General features: G+C 71.9%; 19 protein-coding genes. 10 read left to right on the top strand and 9 right to left on the bottom strand.

All coding sequences use genetic code 11. From position 1 onward, the window contains the following. Position 1 precedes the first annotated feature (1 nt). The 3 genes from ACT2CW_RS15935 (at position 2) to ACT2CW_RS15925 (ending at position 1323) form a co-directional block, all read left to right on the top strand. The gene (locus ACT2CW_RS15935; protein ID WP_250853438.1) at positions 2 to 622 is read left to right on the top strand and encodes a hypothetical protein; all 621 of its coding nucleotides are present in this window, start codon (positions 2 to 4) and stop codon (positions 620 to 622) included. Between the two features lie 108 nt (positions 623 to 730). After that, positions 731 to 949 (top strand): hypothetical protein, encoded by a 219-nt coding sequence (locus ACT2CW_RS15930; RefSeq protein ID WP_037949729.1) that lies wholly within the window; start codon positions 731 to 733, stop codon positions 947 to 949. After that, complete coding sequence (locus ACT2CW_RS15925) at positions 946 to 1323, top strand: hypothetical protein (RefSeq protein WP_164434171.1); 378 nt, start codon at positions 946 to 948, stop codon at positions 1321 to 1323. Before ACT2CW_RS15930 ends, ACT2CW_RS15925 begins: the two co-directional genes overlap by 4 nt. 112 nt (positions 1324 to 1435) lie before the next feature. On the opposite strand, the gene ACT2CW_RS15920 is transcribed toward ACT2CW_RS15925, so the two are convergent. Then, a complete protein-coding gene (locus tag ACT2CW_RS15920; RefSeq protein ID WP_445517046.1) occupies positions 1436 to 4234 on the bottom strand; it encodes an ATP-dependent RNA helicase in 2799 nt (932 codons plus the stop codon). A gap of 8 nt (positions 4235 to 4242) precedes the next feature. Next, positions 4243 to 5139: a class I SAM-dependent methyltransferase gene (locus ACT2CW_RS15915; protein WP_445517045.1), complete on the bottom strand. Its 897-nt coding sequence runs from the start codon at positions 5137 to 5139 to the stop codon at positions 4243 to 4245. Positions 5140 to 5505: 366 nt separating this feature from the next. On the opposite strand from ACT2CW_RS15915, the gene rpsA reads away from it, so the two are divergent. Beyond that, the gene (rpsA, locus tag ACT2CW_RS15910) at positions 5506 to 7011 is read left to right on the top strand and encodes a 30S ribosomal protein S1 (RefSeq protein WP_037949719.1); all 1506 of its coding nucleotides are present in this window, start codon (positions 5506 to 5508) and stop codon (positions 7009 to 7011) included. 62 nt (positions 7012 to 7073) lie between these two features. Here the strand turns inward: rpsA and ACT2CW_RS15905 are convergent, their stop codons facing one another. Next, the gene (locus ACT2CW_RS15905; protein WP_445517044.1) at positions 7074 to 7535 is read right to left on the bottom strand and encodes a hypothetical protein; all 462 of its coding nucleotides are present in this window, start codon (positions 7533 to 7535) and stop codon (positions 7074 to 7076) included. Positions 7536 to 7892: 357 nt separating this feature from the next. Between ACT2CW_RS15905 and ACT2CW_RS15900 the strand changes: the two genes are divergently transcribed. From ACT2CW_RS15900 to ACT2CW_RS15890, 3 genes are all read left to right on the top strand, one after another. Beyond that, on the top strand, positions 7893 to 8837 hold the full coding sequence (locus ACT2CW_RS15900; RefSeq protein ID WP_037949715.1) for a PAC2 family protein: 945 nt from the start codon (positions 7893 to 7895) through the stop codon (positions 8835 to 8837). A 38-nt stretch (positions 8838 to 8875) separates the two neighbouring features. Then, on the top strand, positions 8876 to 9484 hold the full coding sequence (coaE, locus tag ACT2CW_RS15895) for a dephospho-CoA kinase (protein WP_182468993.1): 609 nt from the start codon (positions 8876 to 8878) through the stop codon (positions 9482 to 9484). A 242-nt stretch (positions 9485 to 9726) separates the two neighbouring features. Beyond that, complete coding sequence (locus ACT2CW_RS15890) at positions 9727 to 10107, top strand: tetratricopeptide repeat protein (RefSeq protein ID WP_044577125.1); 381 nt, start codon at positions 9727 to 9729, stop codon at positions 10105 to 10107. A 174-nt stretch (positions 10108 to 10281) separates the two neighbouring features. Here the strand turns inward: ACT2CW_RS15890 and ACT2CW_RS15885 are convergent, their stop codons facing one another. Next, positions 10282 to 10488, bottom strand: coding sequence for a hypothetical protein (locus ACT2CW_RS15885; RefSeq protein WP_445517043.1), 207 nt, complete (start codon positions 10486 to 10488; stop codon positions 10282 to 10284). A 139-nt stretch (positions 10489 to 10627) separates the two neighbouring features. Continuing rightward, the gene (locus tag ACT2CW_RS15880; protein WP_445517042.1) at positions 10628 to 10954 is read right to left on the bottom strand and encodes a DUF6343 family protein; all 327 of its coding nucleotides are present in this window, start codon (positions 10952 to 10954) and stop codon (positions 10628 to 10630) included. 144 nt (positions 10955 to 11098) lie between these two features. On the opposite strand from ACT2CW_RS15880, the gene ACT2CW_RS15875 reads away from it, so the two are divergent. Continuing rightward, positions 11099 to 12307: an ADP-ribosylglycohydrolase family protein gene (locus ACT2CW_RS15875; RefSeq protein WP_182468996.1), complete on the top strand. Its 1209-nt coding sequence runs from the start codon at positions 11099 to 11101 to the stop codon at positions 12305 to 12307. Positions 12308 to 12355: 48 nt separating this feature from the next. Here ACT2CW_RS15875 and ACT2CW_RS15870 read toward each other — a convergent pair whose 3' ends face one another. Next, positions 12356 to 13585 (bottom strand): FUSC family protein, encoded by a 1230-nt coding sequence (locus ACT2CW_RS15870; RefSeq protein WP_445517041.1) that lies wholly within the window; start codon positions 13583 to 13585, stop codon positions 12356 to 12358. Between ACT2CW_RS15870 and ACT2CW_RS15865 the strand changes: the two genes are divergently transcribed. Beyond that, positions 13584 to 14120: a type II toxin-antitoxin system PemK/MazF family toxin gene (locus tag ACT2CW_RS15865; protein WP_233361431.1), complete on the top strand. Its 537-nt coding sequence runs from the start codon at positions 13584 to 13586 to the stop codon at positions 14118 to 14120. The genes ACT2CW_RS15870 and ACT2CW_RS15865 overlap by 2 nt on opposite strands. 67 nt (positions 14121 to 14187) lie before the next feature. Here the strand turns inward: ACT2CW_RS15865 and ACT2CW_RS15860 are convergent, their stop codons facing one another. Further along, positions 14188 to 14730: a DUF1697 domain-containing protein gene (locus ACT2CW_RS15860; RefSeq protein ID WP_445517040.1), complete on the bottom strand. Its 543-nt coding sequence runs from the start codon at positions 14728 to 14730 to the stop codon at positions 14188 to 14190. Positions 14731 to 14821: 91 nt separating this feature from the next. On the opposite strand from ACT2CW_RS15860, the gene ACT2CW_RS15855 reads away from it, so the two are divergent. After that, on the top strand, positions 14822 to 15469 hold the full coding sequence (locus ACT2CW_RS15855; protein ID WP_445517039.1) for a uridine kinase: 648 nt from the start codon (positions 14822 to 14824) through the stop codon (positions 15467 to 15469). Between the two features lie 56 nt (positions 15470 to 15525). Here the strand turns inward: ACT2CW_RS15855 and ACT2CW_RS15850 are convergent, their stop codons facing one another. Continuing rightward, the gene (locus ACT2CW_RS15850) at positions 15526 to 16188 is read right to left on the bottom strand and encodes a DUF4360 domain-containing protein (protein WP_182469000.1); all 663 of its coding nucleotides are present in this window, start codon (positions 16186 to 16188) and stop codon (positions 15526 to 15528) included. Positions 16189 to 16218: 30 nt separating this feature from the next. Next, a complete protein-coding gene (locus ACT2CW_RS15845; protein WP_138911179.1) occupies positions 16219 to 16872 on the bottom strand; it encodes a DUF4360 domain-containing protein in 654 nt (217 codons plus the stop codon). Positions 16873 to 17147 lie beyond the last annotated feature (275 nt).

The raw sequence follows: 17147 nt of genomic DNA, 5'->3' as shown, positions 1-17147 counted from the left end.
CATGCCAGTGAACAGCTGCGTCCCCGGTCCCGAGCTCATCGGCCACATCGCCGACTTGGCGCGCCTGGAGTGGACCCCGGGCGCCACGGCGGCCGCCGCGAAGCGCTTCGGCTGGGTGCCCGACGGCTCCCGCACGTCCTCGTACGCCACCAACACCGGGCACTATGTCCTCCCGGAGTGGTTCGGCGGGCCCGACGACGCGGACACCGAATGCATGATCCCGTTCTGTTACTACTACGAACCGGACGACTTCGACGCGGAGTTGCAGGCCGACGGGCTCAGCGGCAATGTCGACTGGCTCGCCGGATACCACTCCGGCGACCCCGGCTGGGTCTTCGACCGCGAGGCCGACCGCTCCGGCTTCGACGACCGGTGGCGCGCCGCGGTGGACGGCTTCAGCGAGCGCCTGGGCGAGCCGGAGACCGTGGTGCGGGACGAGAAGGGCGACCACCCGTGGAACTACGCGGCATGGCGCTGCGGCGGCAATGCGGTGGTGGTCGGCCAGTGCGTCGACAACGGCTCGTACATGACCTTTGAGCAGGCGCTCATATGGGTCGGGCCGCACCCCGTGGACGAGCCGTTTCCGACGGGGGAGCAGTTCGCCTTGAGGCTGGAGTGCTGACTGGGTGCTGGGCCCGTGCGGCCGTCGCGTCAACTTCCGTCCTCGCGGTTCGCTCGTGGTGGCCAAGCCGGTAGTGATCAGGGTGAGGGCGTGGCTAGCATGCCGCCCATGCCTGGCATCACGATTGAGTTCACCGAGCAGGAGCTGGCCGAGCTGCGTGCCGAGGCGAGGGAGAAGGGCGTCGAGATCAAGCGGCTGGCGCACGACATACTGACCGAGGACGTGGTGCGGCGGCGTCAGAAGCAGCGCTTCGTCGAGGGCGCCGTGAAGTTCGCCCTGGCCTACAAGGCCGAGTTCGAGCGGGAGTTCCCGCACGGCATGCGGTGATCCTGTACGTCGACGCCGGTTGGGTGCTGAACGTCCAGGTCGAGGTCTCCCCGGTGAACACCCCGGTCCGGGACTGGGGTGCGCTGCACTGCATGACCGAGCGCCACCGCTACGAGCGGTTCGCGGGCGAGCCCTACTACGAGGAGGCCGCCGCCCGCGCCGCGACCTTTCTGCACACCTCACTGATTCTCGAACCGTTCTCCGACTACAACGCCACGATCGGCGCGGCCTGCGCGCAGATGTACATGGAGGAGTCCGGAGAGCCGATCGCGCCCCCGCCGGGCGCCATGGTCCAACTGGTCCGCGACATACGGGAGATCAGCGGCTTCCGCCTCGGCGAAACCGCCCGCCGCCTGCGTGCGTGGGCCGACTGATCCCCGCGCCCCTCCGGGGCGCACCCGACGACGCAGCCGCGGATGAACGACCGCACCTCGCGGCACTTCCCGCGGAGCGCTGAGCGGTCGTGCGGCCTCTTGGCCGCATCGCTCAGCGGCGGGTGTTGGTGCGGCGGTTTGGTTGGGCCGTGGTCGGGTCCTCGGGCCAGGGATGCTTGGGGTATCGGCCGCGGAGTTCGGCGCGGACCGAGCGGTAGCCGTCCTTCCAGAAGGACGCCAGATCGGCGGTGACCGCGGCCGGGCGTCCCGCCGGGGACAGCAGGTGGATCAGCAGCGGCACCCGGCCGCCCGCGATCCGGGGGGCCTCCTGCCAGCCGAACAGCTCCTGGAGCTTCACCGCCAGCACGGGCCGCTCCGCGCCGTAGTCCACCCGCACCCGCGAGCCGCTCGGCACCTCGATCCGCTCCGGCGCCAGCTCCTCGAACCGCGCCGCCTCGCCCGTGGCCCACGGCATCAGCCGGGCCAGCGCCTGTCCGGCGTCCACCCGCCCCAGATCGGCGCGCCCGCGGGCCCGGGCCAACTCCGTCCCGAGCCAGTCGTCCGCGCGGTCCAGCAGCGCCTCGTCGGAGACATCCGGCCAGGCCCCGCCCAGCTCCCGGTGGAGGAACGCCATCCGCTGCCGGACCGTCGTGGCCTGGGCCGACCAGCGCAGCAGCCCCGTGCCCTCGCGGCGCAGTCCCTCCAGCAGAGCCCGCCGCACCAGCTCCGGATCGGGGTCGGCCAGCGGCCGGGACACCAGCTCGATGGCGCCGAGCCGGGCCACCCGCCGGGCCAGGACGTTCCCGTCTGCCCAGCGCACCTCCTCGCCCTCCGAGGCCAGCGCCGCGGCCGCCGCCCGGGCGCTGTCCTCGTCGGTCACCGCCGCGAGCCGTACCCGCGCCGACGCGGAGGCCACCGGCCGGTCCGCGACGGCCACCGCGAGCCACGGCGCCCCGCCCAGCCGTGAGCCGTCGCCCAGCTCCGCGCCCGTCCCGGCGGCCATGAGGTACGCCCGCTCGCCGCGCCGCCGGGCCACCCGCTCCGGGAACGCCAGCGCGGCCATCAGCCCCGCCACGGCGTCATCGCCGCGCGGACCGGCTCCGCCACGGGCCGGGCCGCCGTCGTCGCCGCGCGGGCCACCGCCACGTGCCGGACCGCCACTGCGGTGCGCCGGGCCGCCATCGCCGCCGCGCGTCCTGTCGCCATCGCGCACGCGACCGCCATCGCCGTGCGCCGGACCGTCCCCGCCCGGCGCCGGACCGGCACCGCCCCGCCCGCCGTCCGGACCGAAGGTCCCCGCGGCGGTCAGGGCCCGTTCGAGCCGCCGGGCCTCCTGGCGCCAGCGGGCGGCGTAGGGGTCGCCGCCGTGGCGGGCGGTGCGCCAGGCGGCCGCGAGGTCGTCGCCGTACTCCCTCGGGGGCTCCTCGCTCAGCAGGGCCACCACCTCGGCCGCCCGGCGCGCGCCGACCTCCTTCGCGCCGTCGATGAGCGCCCGCGCGAGGCGGGGGTGGAGGCCGAGACGGGCCATCCGGGTGCCGCGTTCGGTGGCCCGTCCGGTGGCGTCCACGGCACCGATCGCGGTCAGCGTCTCGCGCGCGGCCGCCATCGCCCCGGTGGGCGGCGGATCCAGCAGGGCCAGCCCGGATGCGTCCGGATCGCCCCAGCACGCCGTCTGGAGCGCGAAGGCCGTAAGGTCCGCACCGGCGATCTCGGGGGACGGGAAACGCGGCAGCCGGGCGTCCTCCGCCTCCGGCCAGCAGCGGTAGACCACCCCGGGCGCCTCGCGCCCCGCACGGCCCGCGCGCTGCCGGGCGGCGGCCCGTGACGCCCTTACGGTCGTCAGCGCGCTCAGCCCGCGTGCGTGGTCCATCCGGGGTTCACGCGCCAGCCCGCAGTCCACGACGATCCGCACGCCCGGCACGGTCAGGCTCGACTCGGCGACCGAGGTGGCCAGCACCACCCGCCGCCGTCCGCCGTCCGCCCCCGCGAGCACCGCCTCCTGTACGGCGGCCGGCGCCCGCCCGTGCACCTGGAGGACCTCCGCGCCGGCGAGCCCGCCCAGCTTCCCGGCCACCCGGGCGATCTCCCCGACGCCCGGCAGGAAGCAGAGCACATCGCCCTCCCGTTCGCGCAGCGCCCGCCGCACCACGGCCGCGACATGGTCCAGCAGGGCGGGGTCCACCCGCATCCCGTGCGGCGGCCTTACGGGGCGCTCGGGCGGCGCCCACACCACCTCCACCGGATGGGAGACCCCCGGTGCCGAGATGACCGGCGCGGGCTCCCCAGGGCCCTCACCGCCGTCCGCCCCGCCGTCGCAGCCACTCCCGCCGTCGCCTCCACCGCCGCCGTCGCCAGACCCGCCGTCGCCGAGCAGCCGTGCCCAGCCCTCCGCGTCCGTGGTCGCCGAGGCGGCGATCAGCCGGAGGTCGGGGCGCAGGGCGGCCCGGACGTCCAGCAGGAAGGCGGCGGCCGTGTCCGCGTCCAGATGGCGCTCATGGCATTCGTCGAGCACGACCGCGTCGACGCCGGCCAGCTCCTGATCGCGTTGCAGTCTTTGCAACAGCACCCCGGTCGTGACCACCTCGACCACGGTCCCGGGCCCGGCCTGCCGCTCCCCGCGCACGGTGAAGCCGACCCGGCCGCCCGGCCGCTCGCCCAACAGCCACGCCATCCGACGCGCGGCGGCCCGCGCCGCGATCCGCCGCGGCTCGGCCACCAGCACCCGCCGCACCGGTCCGCCGCCCACCAGCCCGGCGAGCACCAGCGGCACCAGCGTCGTCTTACCGGTCCCCGGGGGCGCGCACAGCACGGCGACCCCTCGGTCGTCGAGCGCGCGCAGCAGCTCGGGTACGGCTTCGCGTACGGGAAGGCGGTCCAGGGCTTCGGCGCGCGCGTCCACGGGGTCGGTCAACGCGGGCCTCAGTCCCGCTCGCACACGAAGATCGCCGTGCCCGGGATGAGGTTCCCCCGCAGGGGGGACCAGCCGCCCCACTCCTGGTGGTTCCACGCGGGCCACTCCGGCTCGATCAGGTCGACCAGCCGGAAGCCCCCGGCCACCACGTCCCGCACCCGGTCGCCCAGCGTCCGGTGGTGCTCCACATAGACGGCCCGGCCCGACTCGTCCTGCTCCACATAGGGCGTGCGGTCGAAGTAGGAGGAGGCGATGGACAGCCCCTCGGGCCCCGGCTCGTCCGGGAAGGCCCAGCGCACCGGATGCGTCACCGAGAAGACCCACCGCCCGCCCGGCCGCAGCACCCGGCGCACCTCGCGCATCACCCGGACCGGCTCGGCCACGAACGGCACCGCCCCGTACGCCGAGCACGCCAGGTCGAACGAGCCGTCCCGGAAGGGCAGGGCCGTGGCGTCGGCCTGCACCAGCGCGACCCTGGCCGCGTCGCCGCCCCGGGCCCCGGATTCCCCAGCGGCCCCTGACCCCCCGGAGACCGCCGCCTCGGCGTCGATCCGCCGCGCGTGCCGCAGTTGCCGGTGGGAGAGGTCCAGCGCCACCGGCCGCGCCCCCTGGGCGGCCAGCCAGCGGGCGCACTGCGCGGCGCCCGCGCCCACCTCCAGCACATCGCGCCCCTTGAGTGCCTCAACGGGACCCAGCAGCCCGGCCTCCGCCTCGTCCAGCCCCTCGGGGCCCCAGACGAACCGGTCGTCGCCCAGGAAGGCGCCGTGCTCCTCCTGGTACTCGTCCGCGTTGCGGTCCCACCACCCCCGGTTGGCCCGGCTGCTCTCCGCCGTGTCGGCGATCCGGCGGGTGGCCGTCGGCTCGGCGGCCTCCTCAGGGGTGCTGGGCTCGTGTTCTTGGACCATCGCGCGCGTCGTCGTACTCTCTGTATCGACCTGTGGCTGCGGGGCACGGTGAGAACCGCGTCGCAGTACGGACCATGCAATTTGCCGGGTTTGGGGCGTTATTCCCCGCGTGTGCTCTTCGTGCATTGACCATGCCCGGCTGCCCCCGTATGCTACAAGTTGCGCTGCGGGCCTGTGCGCCTCGGACGGAGCAGGCCGCGCTCGCATCTGTTGTATGTCCCCTCGGTTGTCGAGGCGCTCGGGCTTTTCGGTCCCTGAAATCGGAAAGATTCGGCGTCTCCAAGGCTGTCCGGCTTCGGCAGTGCGATAAGGGTCCCGGCGTAGCAGTACCTACGACTTCATGTCCGTACCGGAGCCCTTTTCCACATGACGAGCAGCACCGAGGCAACCCGCACCACCCCGCAGGTGGCGGTAAACGACATCGGTTCCGAGGAAGCCTTCCTCGCCGCGATCGACGAGACGATCAAGTACTTCAACGACGGCGACATCGTCGACGGCGTCATCGTGAAGGTCGACCGGGACGAGGTCCTGCTCGACATTGGTTACAAGACCGAAGGCGTCATCCCTTCTCGCGAACTGTCGATCAAGCACGACGTCGACCCCAATGAGGTCGTCGCCGTCGGCGACGAGATCGAGGCCCTCGTCCTCCAGAAGGAGGACAAAGAAGGCCGGCTGATCCTCTCGAAGAAGCGCGCCCAGTACGAGCGCGCCTGGGGCACCATCGAGAAGATCAAGGAAGAGGACGGGATCGTCACCGGTACCGTCATCGAGGTCGTCAAGGGTGGTCTCATCCTCGACATCGGCCTCCGTGGCTTCCTTCCCGCCTCCCTGGTGGAGATGCGCCGCGTCCGCGACCTGCAACCCTACGTGGGCAAGGAGCTCGAGGCGAAGATCATCGAGCTCGACAAGAACCGCAACAACGTGGTCCTGTCCCGCCGCGCCTGGCTGGAGCAGACCCAGAGCGAGGTCCGCCAGACCTTCCTCACCACCCTCCAGAAGGGCCAGGTGCGCTCCGGCGTCGTCTCCTCCATCGTCAACTTCGGTGCGTTCGTGGACCTGGGCGGCGTCGACGGTCTCGTCCACGTCTCGGAGCTGTCCTGGAAGCACATCGACCACCCCTCCGAGGTCGTCGAGGTCGGCCAGGAGGTCACGGTCGAGGTCCTGGACGTCGACATGGACCGCGAGCGCGTCTCCCTGTCGCTCAAGGCGACGCAGGAGGACCCGTGGCAGCAGTTCGCCCGGACCCACCAGATCGGTCAGGTCGTCCCGGGTAAGGTCACCAAGCTCGTGCCGTTCGGTGCGTTCGTCCGCGTGGACGAGGGCATCGAGGGTCTGGTCCACATCTCCGAGCTGGCCGAGCGCCACGTGGAGATCCCGGAGCAGGTCGTCCAGGTCAACGACGAGATCTTCGTCAAGGTCATCGACATTGACCTCGAGCGCCGCCGCATCAGCCTCTCGCTGAAGCAGGCCAACGAGTCCTTCGGTGCCGACCCGTCCGCGGTCGAGTTCGACCCGACCCTGTACGGCATGGCCGCGTCCTACGACGACCAGGGCAACTACATCTACCCCGAGGGCTTCGACCCCGAGGCCAACGACTGGCTCGAGGGCTACGAGAAGCAGCGCGAGGAGTGGGAGCGCCAGTACGCCGAGGCGCAGCAGCGCTTCGAGCAGCACCAGGCGCAGGTCATCAAGTCCCGCGAGGCCGACGAGCAGGCCGCTGCCGAAGCGGGCAGCGCCGCCCCGGCGCCGGGCGGGCAGGCGGCCGGTGGCGGCGGTTCGTACTCCTCGGAGTCGGCCGACAACTCCGGTGCCCTGGCCTCGGACGAGGCGCTGGCCGCGCTTCGCGAGAAGCTGGCCGGCGGCCAGAGCTGACCAGCCGCCGCTAGTCGGCACCAGCTGAGCAGGTAAGGCCCGCTCCCCCTGGGGAGCGGGCCTTACGCATGCCCATGGCGCCGCACACTGACCGAAACGGAGTCCACGGTCACGCCCTGGGCGCCGTCGATCCTGATGCCCTCCTCGCCGCCCCGGACCGTGATCCCCCTGACGGTCCAGTACGAGGCGCCGTTCAGCCGCAGCCCATAGCCGCCGCTCGCGGTGAGGACCGCCTTCGAGGAGCCGGTGAGGGTGATCCGTGAGCCGGAGGTGCCGGAGGCGGTGATCTCGAAGCCGCCGTGATACCTGCCGTCGGCGAGCCGGATCGTATCGCCGGGCCGGGCCCCGGCGAGGGCCTCTCTGAGGCCGTCCGTGTCATCGACGGAGATCGGGACGGCGGTGGCGGCGGGAGCGTCCCGCCCGGTCATGCCGGCCGCCATCAGACCGCCGGTGGCGATCAGTCCGGTGGCGATGGCGGTGAGAAGGGTGCGTAATCGGGTGGGAGTGCGGCCGGGAGAGTGCATAGGAGGCTGCCTTCCTGTGCCGTGGCCAGAGGTGAACACGCTGGGTTCTGGTCAGTGAACGCCCGATGACATGATGAACCGCTGACGGCTGGCGAAGATAGGCGTGCCGCATATGCGCGTCAACACCGCGACGTGCGCGGACGTCGAGATCGGGCCGCTTCCGCCACCTCCGGTGGCCGTTGCGGAACGTCGCCCAAGTGGGCCGCTCGGAGACCGGGTTCGGGGCCGCTCGGCCATCGAGGACCCCGCCCGTCAGCCACGAGGATCCGGCCCGTCGGCCATCGGGGATCCCGCCCGGGGAATGCCCCCGCCCCCGTTCGGTGTTCTTCGATGCGAACACGAGGAGGAGCGGTCACAGTGCATGATCCGCAGGAGTTGTACGCATGGGAACCGAGCGGGCTGGCGGAGGTGGACGCGATAGCCTCGCGGGACTCGGCCGGGCTGGTGCTGCTGTACCACTTCGACGGCTATATCGACGCCGGCGAGACCGGGGACCAGATCGTGGAGCGGCTGCTCGACGGTCTGCCGCGCAAGGTGGTCGCGCGTTTCGACCATGACCGGCTGGTCGACTACCGGGCCCGTCGGCCGCTGCTGACCTTCCAGCGCGACCGGTGGACGGCGTACGAGACCCCGAAGATCGAGCTGCATCTGGTGCGCGACGCGACCGCGGCCCCGTTCCTGCTGCTCACCGGGCCGGAGCCGGATGTGGAGTGGGAGCGGTTCGCGGCGGCGGTGGGCCAGCTGGTCGAGCGGCTGGGCGTGCGGCTCGCGGTGAACTTCCACGGCATCCCGATGGGCGTGCCGCACACCCGGCCGGTCGGCATCACCCCGCATGGCAATCGCACCGATCTGATGCCCGGTCACCGGGGCTACTTCGACGAGGCCCAAGTGCCCGGCAGCGCCGAATCCCTGATCGAGTACCGGCTCGCCGAGGCGGGCCGCGATGTGCTCGGCGTCGCCGCGCATGTGCCGCACTATCTGGCCCGGTCGGCCTACCCGGACGCGGCGCTCACCGCGCTGGAGGCCATCACCGCGGCCACCGGTCTGGTGCTGCCGGGGCCGACGCACGCCCTGCGCAACGAGGCCCTCAGGACGCAGGAGGAGATCGAGCGGCAGATCTCCGAGGGCGACGAGGAACTGGTCGCGCTGGTACGGGGCCTCGAGCACCAGTACGACGCGGTGGCCGGGGCCGAGAGCCGCGGCAATCTGGTCGCGGAGCCCGCCGAGCTGCCCTCGGCGGATGAACTGGGCGCGGAGTTCGAACGGTTCCTCGCCGAGCGCGAGGGCGACGGCGGAGCTTGACCGATGACCCCACCGGCGCGCCGTATAGCGTGGGCCCCATGCTGAACCTGGGGCTCACGGGCGGAATCGGCGCGGGCAAGAGCGAGGTCTCACGGCTCCTGACCTCATGGGGAGCGGTGCTGATCGACTCGGATCGGATCGCTCGCGAGGTGGTCGAACCGGGCACGCCGGGACTGGCCGCCGTGGTGGCCGAGTTCGGCCCCGAGGTGCTGACCGCCGAGGGCAGTCTGGACCGGCCCAGGCTCGGCGGGATCGTCTTCACCGACCCGGAGCGGCTGAGCGCGCTGAACGCGATCATTCACCCGCTGGTCCGGGACCGCTCCGCCGAACTCCAGGCGGCGGCCGCGCCCGACGCCGTGGTCGTCCATGACGTCCCCCTCCTGGCCGAGAACAAGCTGGCGCCGCTCTACGACCTGGTCATGGTCGTGGATGTCACGCCCGAGACCCAGCTGGACCGGCTGGTGCGACTGCGCGGCATGGCCGAGGACGAGGCGCGGGCCCGGATGGCGGCACAGGCCACCCGCGCGGAGCGGCTGGCCATCGCCGATGTCGTGATCGACAATAATGGCCCGATCGAGGCGCTTGAGCCGCAGGTCAGGAAGGTCTGGGCGGATCTGGTGCAGCGGGCGGCCGGCACGGAGGGCTGACCGGGGGCGCGGTGCGCGCGCAGCGTTACGGGGCTGAGCCGGGGCGCGGCGGGCCGAGCCGGGGTACGGCGGGCCGAGCCGGGGCGCGGTGCGGAGCGTGCGGCGGCCCGTGGCGGGGAATGCGGCGTGCGGGGTGATTGTTGTGCACCCCGTACCGAACGATCACCCGTGACGGTTCATCCCATCCCCTCACCCAATCCACCGCCTCACCACCGAGTACGTACCCGGGGAAGGAAACGGCTGTGCCCGAGCCCACGCCCGAGACCCACGTCATCGACTTTCGCGCCGCGGAGCACCTGCTCGCCGCCCGAGATCCACGGGGCGCCGTGAAGCTGCTCGACTCGGTCATCAGCGCCCACCCCGAGAACACGGCGGCCCGGCTGCTCCGGGCGCGCGCGTTCTTCGGCGCGGCCCAGCTGCGCTCGGCGGAGCTGGAGTTCCAGCTCGTCCTGGAGCGCGAGCCGGACAACGCCTTCGCCCACTTCGCCCTGGCCCGCACCCTGGAGCGGGCCAACCGCCCGGCCGAGGCCACCCGCCACTTCCGGCTGGCCGCGGCGCTCGATCCGCGCCCGGACTTCGTGGAGGCGGCCCGGTTCGGCGAGAAGGGCGGCCGGGACGGCTGAGCGCTCCGCGGGAAGTGCCCTGACCTGTCGTCGATCGTCCGCGGCGCCGTCGTGGCTGGTCGCGCAGTTCCCCGCGCCCCTTCGGGGCGCACCCGAACCGCACCGGACTTCAACGATGCCGCTTAGGCGGGGCGCGGGCTGAGCCGCGGTGCTCGTCGGCGCCCGCGCCCCCGGTCAGCGCCAGAGGGCGAAGCCGCCGAGGACCACCGCGCCCAGCAGCACAACCCCGCCCAGCCCGAGCGCCACTCCGCGCTGACGGGCCATGTCGTACGGGTCGGCCTCCGGTCCCCGCCGCGTCTCCCGCCGCCCGTACGGCTCTCCGGTCCCGGAGAGCATCAGCCCGAGCGCACAGAGCGCGATGCCGATCGCCAGCACCCCCATGACGGCCCCCTGTCGCGGCAGGTACCCAGCACGTACTGGGCAGTATCCCCCGGAACGTGGTGCTCCCCGCCGTCGATATCCCGTCACCGCCGGAGCGGCGTGTCCGCCTTACGGTGTCCACGCTTCAGCGGCGACGCCCTTACGGAGGCCACCGCCGCCCTGACGGGGCCCGCCGTCGTCCACGGCTCCGCCTGCCCTCGGCGACCGGTGCGTACGGCGGCACATCCCGGCCCGGCTGATAGTGCGGCCCCTGCCGGATGTGCCGGATCACCAGGACCAGATCGATCAGCGTGACGACGGCGAGCGCCGCGCACGCCGCCGCCCACCCCGGCCGGCCCGCGACCGCGAAGGCCACCGCGCCGCCGAGCGTCCAGAGCAGCCCCCACGTGGCCAGCCCCAGCCGCATCCGCAGCGGACTGCGCGCGTGGATCGGCTCATCGCCCGTTCGGATCAGCCGCATCGGCATGGCACCGCATCTCCCGTTATCGGGTATTTCCTCCCGCTTTCCGCTCCCTCGAATCTACCGCCGAGGGACGCCCACCGACACCTGAGATCATGTTGTGCGCGTCCACACGGGACGGCATGGGACAGGGACGATGAGGAGCTGCCAGTGATCCGCCAGTCATGGGACGAAACGGCCGCCAAGCGGGCCCGTATCCGCGGCTGCCTGCTCGGCGGTGCGATCGGCGACGCCCTCGGCAATCCCATCGAGTTCCTGTCCCTGCGGTCGATCCGCGAGACCTACGGCGCCGCGGGCGTCACCGCCCTCGTCCCCGACGGCAGCGGAGTCGTGGGCCGGGTCACCGATGACACCCAGATGACACTCTTCACGGCCGAGGGCCTGATACGGGCCCACGCCAGAGCCTCGTCCAAGGGCCTCGAAGGGTCCGAGACCGCCGTCGTCCGCCATGCCTATCTGCGCTGGCTGGACACCCAGAACCACCCCGGGCCGCCGCCCGCCGAGGGCACCGGGGACCTGGTCCGCTCCGGCTGGCTGCGCACCCAGCCCTGGCTGTACGCCCGCCGCGCCCCCGGCAACGCCTGCCTCTCCGGCCTCACCGCGAAGCACGTCCCCGCCCCGCGCGCCCCTCTCGACGGCACCCCCGGCCCGGTGAACACCGGCTCCAAGGGCTGCGGCACCGTGATGCGCTCGGCGCCGTTCGGCCTCACCGGGCTCGACCCCCGCGACTGCTTCGAACTCGCCGCGCGCTGCGCCCAGATCACCCATGGCCATCCGACGGGCTACTACGCGGCCGGAGCCCTGGCCGCCATGATCGCCTGCCTGCTCGACGGCGAGTCCTTGGAAGGCGCGACCCTGCGCACCCTGGAACTCCTCGCCCGCTACCCCGGCCACGAGGAGACCACCGCCGTCCTCCGCAAGGCCGTCGACCTGGCGGCCGAGGGCGATCCGACGCCTGAGAAGACCGAGTCGCTCGGCGGCGGCTGGGTCGCCGAGGAGGCGCTGGCCATCGCGGTCTACAGCGCCCTGGCCCGCACCCCCGCCCAGCAGATCCTGTACGGCCCCGGCGGCAAGATCAGCTACGACCCGGCGCCCCCGCGCACCCCCGTCCAGGCGGCCCTGCTGCTCTCCGTCAACCACTCGGGCGACAGCGACTCGACGGGCTCGATCTGCGGCAACATCCTCGGCGCCCACCACGGCGACCTCCGCCTCCCGCCGTCCTGGCTGTCCCTGACCGAGGGCCGCGGCACGATCGCCGAACTCGCCGACGACTTCGCCTCCGAGTTCCACCGCTCGGTGGAGCTGTACGAGCCCTACGACGACGTGGTCTTCCCCCGCGACCGCTACCCGCTCAGCTGACCGCCCCAGGATTCGGCCCGCCTCAGGGGCACAGCCCGCCCCGGGGACTTACCCCGCCCCGGAGCCGTCCTTACGGCCGCGCCGGAGCCGGCGCCGCAGCTTCTGGAGGAAGAGGAAGCGCTCGCGCTTCTCGCGGGTGCTGCGGTCGAGCTCTTCCATGAGCCGCTTGGAGCGCTGCTCCATGTCGAGTTCGTCGAGGACGCGGTCGATCTCCGCGAGCAGGGCACCGTGCAGCTGCCACTGGCGGGGGTGCTCCTGGACGCGGCGCAGCAGGAGGTCGGCGCCGCGGTCGCGGCTGGCGTGGGCCTTGACGAGTTCGCTCGAGAGCCGGGATTCGGCCTCCTCGGCGTTGGCGCTGACCTGGGTGGTGACCAGGACGGCGAAGCTCTCGACGGCGGCGGCGAGATGGACGAAGAGGTCCTTCAGGGCATCGGCCACGTCCGGGGGGAAGAGGGGTTCGTCCGTCCGTGCCCTGGCGAGGTCGGTCAGGGTACGGGACATGACGCGCAGGATGACGGTGCAGATCTCCAGCGTGTCCAGGCCGGTGCGGAGCACCACGCGGTAGAGGAGCCCCTCCTTGACGCGGGGGTTGAGCCGCACACTGTCCTCCGCCTGCCGGAGGGCGGCGTCGACCTGGGAGATGTCGTGGTCCAGGCGGCGGGCCTCGTAGAGCCGGGCGGCGGCGCGGTCGACGGCGATCTGACTGCCCAGCTCCTCGCCGATGTGCAGCAGCAGCTGACGCATCCGGCGGGCCAGGTCCTCGATGGACTTGCCGGCTGTCTCGACCCACACCGGAGGCGCGAGGAGGAAGTTGAAGCCCATCCCGACACCGGCCCCGATGAGGGTCTCCAGCACTCGGTCCCAGGCGTAGGTGGTCACCTGCGCCACGCCCAGGACCAGCATGGCGCTGATCGCCACCTCCTGGACCCAGTCGCCCACGCGGGTGAGATAGCCGGCGGTCTGGGCGGCGAGGATGATCAGGCACAGACTCCACCAGGTCAGCCCCACCAGCACGCTGAAGGCGACGGCGATCAGGACGCCCACGACCACGGCCTCGACCCTGCGGAGGCTTCTGGTGAGGGTCGCGTAGAGAGTGACCTGGACGACGAGGAGGGCGGTGAGCGGGGCGGTGAGCGGGGCGGGTTCCTTGCTGAGTTCGAGGGCGACGACGTAGGCGATGGTCGCGGCCGCCGTGGAGCGCACGGTCTGAACGACGACCGGGTCATGGCGTCGTTTGACGAGCTCCGCCAGTGGGTCGAGAACATCGGGCACATACATGCCCCTTCCACGCCGAGGGGGCCGCCATGTCAGCGGGTTTCGCGGACGGGTTAACGTATCGGGCGTGATCAGCCCATTGAACGGAACGCAGGGGACGGAGGACGGCGCGGCGCTTCCCGGAAGCACCGGCCCGGCCGCCACCGTCGAGGCTCATCCGCGCCAGGTCGGGCGGGTACGGACGGAGTACGCACCCGATCCGGACGGGGACCCGGACCCCGGCGAGATCGTCTGGACATGGGTGCCGTACGAGGAGAACGACGGCCGCGGCAAGGACCGGCCGGTGCTGGTGGTCGCGCGGGAGCGGGCCGGGACGCTGCTCGCCGTGCAGCTGTCGAGCAAGCGGCACGACGCCGACCGCGAGTGGGTGCCGATCGGCTCCGGGCCGTGGGACCGGGCCGGGCGGGAGTCATGGGTCGATGTGGACCGGGTGCTGCGGGTGCACCCGGACGGGATGCGACGCGAGGCGTGCGCACTCGACCGGCCGCGCTTCGACCTGGTCGTGATGCGGCTGCGGCAGCGGTACGGCTGGAGCTGAGCGCGGCCCGGCGGGGCGCCGGCCGACGCTGAGGAAACGTGTCTCCGGCCGCTGCCGGGGAAACGTCTCAGCCGTCGGCCAGCGCCAGCAGCTTGGTGACCGTGTTCCAGTTGCGGGCGGTGGCCGGCACGCCGAGCCGGGCGTTGGTGACCTTCGCCGCCAGCTTGGAGCGGCCGACCCCGTCCGGGCAGTGCAGGAAGATCTCGCGGCCGATGCGGCGGAAGGCGTCCGGGGCGTAGGCGGCCGGATCCAGCGCGTCCAACGCGGCCGTGTCCGCGGGCACGGCCGCCAGGAACACCACATGGAGGCTCTTGGGCTCGGCGACGGCCTCCGGATAGGGGTTGGCCTCGACCGCCGCGGCCAGCTCGTCGCGCGTACGGACCACGACGTCCACGGGAAAACCGAGAGCGGCGGCGAAGTGGTCCTCGAGCGTGCGGGCCGTCCGCTCGGGCGGGGTGCCGGGGTCGGCGAAGACGATATTGCCGGTCTGGAGGTGGACGGTGACGTCCTCGAAGCCCAGCTCGGCCATCAGCTCACGCTGCCGGGCCATGGGGAACTTCCTGTTCCCGCCCACATTGATGCCGCGGAGCAGCGCTATCTGAGATGCCATGGCCGGAGGGTACCTCTCCGGGAGTCCCCGGGCCCTGGAGCCCAGAGCCCCCGGACCCCAGAGCCCTCCAGGTCCACGGCATGATGGGAGCGTGCGGCTCGAAGCGATCACCTGGGAACGGCTGACCGACGCGACCGCCGACCGCATCGCCGGACTGACGGCGGCGGACGGCAGCCCCTGGCTGAGAGTGGCCGTCGACGGGGCCCCGGCGGCGCCCACCGGCGAGCTGGCGCGGGATCTGGCGGAGGCGCTGCGCCTCCTCGGCCGACCGGCGCTGGTGGTCGCGGCGGCCGGCTTCTGGCGGCCCGCCTCGCTGCGCTACGAGTACGGGAAGCGGGACCCCGACGCGTACTACGACCGCTGGCTGGACACCGGCGCCCTGTGGCGCGAGGTCTTCGATCCGCTGGAACCGGGGCCGGGCGGCACCGGGCGGGTGCTGCCCGACCTGTGGGACCCGGAGACCGATCGGGCCACGCGCAGCCCGTACGCCGAACTTCCGCCGGGCGGCGTGCTGTTGCTGCACGGCGCGCTGCTGCTGGGGCACTGGTTCCCGTTCGACCTCTCGGTACATCTGCGGCTGTCCCCGGCCGCCCTCGCCCGCCGCACCGACGAGGGCGACCGCTGGACCCTGCCCGCCTTCGCGCGCTACGAGGACGAGGTGGGGCCCGGTGAGGCGGCGGATGTGGTGGTGCGGATGGACGATCCCCGGCATCCGGCCTGGCACCGCCCGGAGCCGTAGCCGGGTACGTTTCGAGGCGGTGCGCAGGGGGTCGGGTACGGGGTGGCGCGCTGGGGTCACTTCTTGGTCGGCGGGCATTCCTTCCAGGCGAAGTGATAGGTGGTGCTCACATCGCCGTCCGTCGAGTCCATGGCGATGAAGCTGGTCGTTTCCTGGGTGTTGGACGTTCCGGCGTTGACCCGCAACTCGGTGTTGATGTTGAAGTTGCGGAGTTCACCGCAGGGCGACCACACCACGGTGGCGATATCGGATACGTCGGTGGCCTGCCAGTTGTCGTCGTAGGCGCCGGTGTAGTTATGCGTGTTCGACGAGGTCTGCGACTGGCCCTGGAAGTAGTACGAGGCTTTCTGGGTGGCCGACGCGCCCTTTTCCAGATGGGCGAAACCACGGTAGTCGACACTGGCGATGGCGTAGGAGAAGCCCTGTGGCACATGCGTGACCAGACTCAGCTGACAGTTCTTTCTGGCGTCCGTCGGCTTGGATCCCTTGCCCACCTGCGCGAGATAGTCGCTGTAGGTCACGGTGAAGGCCGTGTTGTCCGGGGAGACGGCGATCGCCGCGGTGCCCGCCGGGCAGCCCGACCCATTGACGGTCGCGACCGTGATCACGATCTTGTCGGGCGGCACGGTGTCGAACGGGGGTTGCGCATATGCCTGGGAAGTGAGCGTCGAGGCGAATAACGCCGCGACCACGCCGCCTGCGTACAGAACACCGGGCATGATTCTCCATTCGGTGGTGGATTTACCGGGCTACCGGACTGCGGAAGGACATTCCTTCCAGGCGAGGTGGTAAACCGTGTTGACCCCGCCGTCCGTCGAGTCCATGGCCATGAAGCTGGTAGTGCCCGCAGGAGAGGTGCCGGCGTTGACCCGCAGCTCGGTGTTGACGTTGAAGTTGCGGTCCTGGCCGCAGGGGGCCCACACCAGGGCGCTGTAGTCGGTGCTGTCGGTGGTCTGCCAGTTGTCGTTGTACGGACCGCTGAAGTCATGGGTCCGCGACGCGGTGTCCGACGAGCCCTGGAAGTAGTAGCTCGCCTTCTCGGTGCCCTTGGCGCCCTTTTCGAGGTAGCCATAGCCCCGGTAGTCGACCTGGGCGATGGCGTAGGTGAACCCCTGTGGCACATGCACGCCCAGGCTGAGCTGGCAGTTCTTGCGGATGTCGGTCGGATCCGCACCGGGGCCCACCTGAGCGAGATAGTCGCTGTAGGTCACGGTGAACGCCGAGTTGTCGGCGGCGACGGCCACGGCGGTGGTGCCCTTGGGGCAGCCCGAGCCGTTCACCGTCTTGACGCTTATCTGGATCTTTTCCGGCGGCCCGTCAGAGGCCGGGGAAACACCCTGGGTGGAAAGGGCCGAGGCGAATAGCGCCGCGGCCGCGCCGCCCGCGAGCAGAACACCGGACATGGCTCTCCAATTCGATCACTTGTGGGGACGTAGTTGAGCGATGAATTTCCGATGAGCGGGAAGAGCGAGGAAGGGCGAGGAAGAGCAAGGAAGAGCGGGGGTGCGGGACGTGCGGGAGGTACCGGAAGAGCGGGTGGCACGCACGATCGGTGGTGCGGGAAGAGCTGAAGAGCGGAAGAGCGTTATCGCGCGGTACGGTTCGTACGGCCGAACGCAATGCGAGCACCATGCCCGGCTGGTGACGGAAAGCCAGGGCGATGGGCGCTCTTAAGATA

This window comes from Streptomyces sp. NEAU-174 (assembly GCF_052665095.1).
Note: the sequence above shows the minus strand (reverse complement) of the source record. Positions and strands in the feature narration are given on the sequence as shown.

Excerpts from the sequence above, each read along its gene's own strand:
- ACT2CW_RS15935 (WP_250853438.1), top strand. The coding sequence starts at position 2 with ATGCCAGTGAACAGCTGCGTCCCCGGTCCCGAGCTCATCGGCCACATC.
- ACT2CW_RS15930 (WP_037949729.1), top strand. The coding sequence starts at position 731 with ATGCCTGGCATCACGATTGAGTTCACCGAGCAGGAGCTGGCCGAGCTG.
- ACT2CW_RS15915 (WP_445517045.1), bottom strand. The coding sequence starts at position 5,139 with ATGGTCCAAGAACACGAGCCCAGCACCCCTGAGGAGGCCGCCGAGCCG.
- rpsA (WP_037949719.1), top strand. The coding sequence starts at position 5,506 with ATGACGAGCAGCACCGAGGCAACCCGCACCACCCCGCAGGTGGCGGTA.
- ACT2CW_RS15905 (WP_445517044.1), bottom strand. The coding sequence starts at position 7,535 with ATGCACTCTCCCGGCCGCACTCCCACCCGATTACGCACCCTTCTCACC.
- coaE (WP_182468993.1), top strand. The coding sequence starts at position 8,876 with ATGCTGAACCTGGGGCTCACGGGCGGAATCGGCGCGGGCAAGAGCGAG.
- ACT2CW_RS15885 (WP_445517043.1), bottom strand. The coding sequence starts at position 10,488 with ATGGGGGTGCTGGCGATCGGCATCGCGCTCTGTGCGCTCGGGCTGATG.
- ACT2CW_RS15880 (WP_445517042.1), bottom strand. The coding sequence starts at position 10,954 with ATGCCGATGCGGCTGATCCGAACGGGCGATGAGCCGATCCACGCGCGC.
- ACT2CW_RS15865 (WP_233361431.1), top strand. The coding sequence starts at position 13,584 with ATGCCCCTTCCACGCCGAGGGGGCCGCCATGTCAGCGGGTTTCGCGGA.
- ACT2CW_RS15870 (WP_445517041.1), bottom strand. The coding sequence starts at position 13,585 with ATGTATGTGCCCGATGTTCTCGACCCACTGGCGGAGCTCGTCAAACGA.
- ACT2CW_RS15860 (WP_445517040.1), bottom strand. The coding sequence starts at position 14,730 with ATGGCATCTCAGATAGCGCTGCTCCGCGGCATCAATGTGGGCGGGAAC.
- ACT2CW_RS15850 (WP_182469000.1), bottom strand. The coding sequence starts at position 16,188 with ATGCCCGGTGTTCTGTACGCAGGCGGCGTGGTCGCGGCGTTATTCGCC.
- ACT2CW_RS15845 (WP_138911179.1), bottom strand. The coding sequence starts at position 16,872 with ATGTCCGGTGTTCTGCTCGCGGGCGGCGCGGCCGCGGCGCTATTCGCC.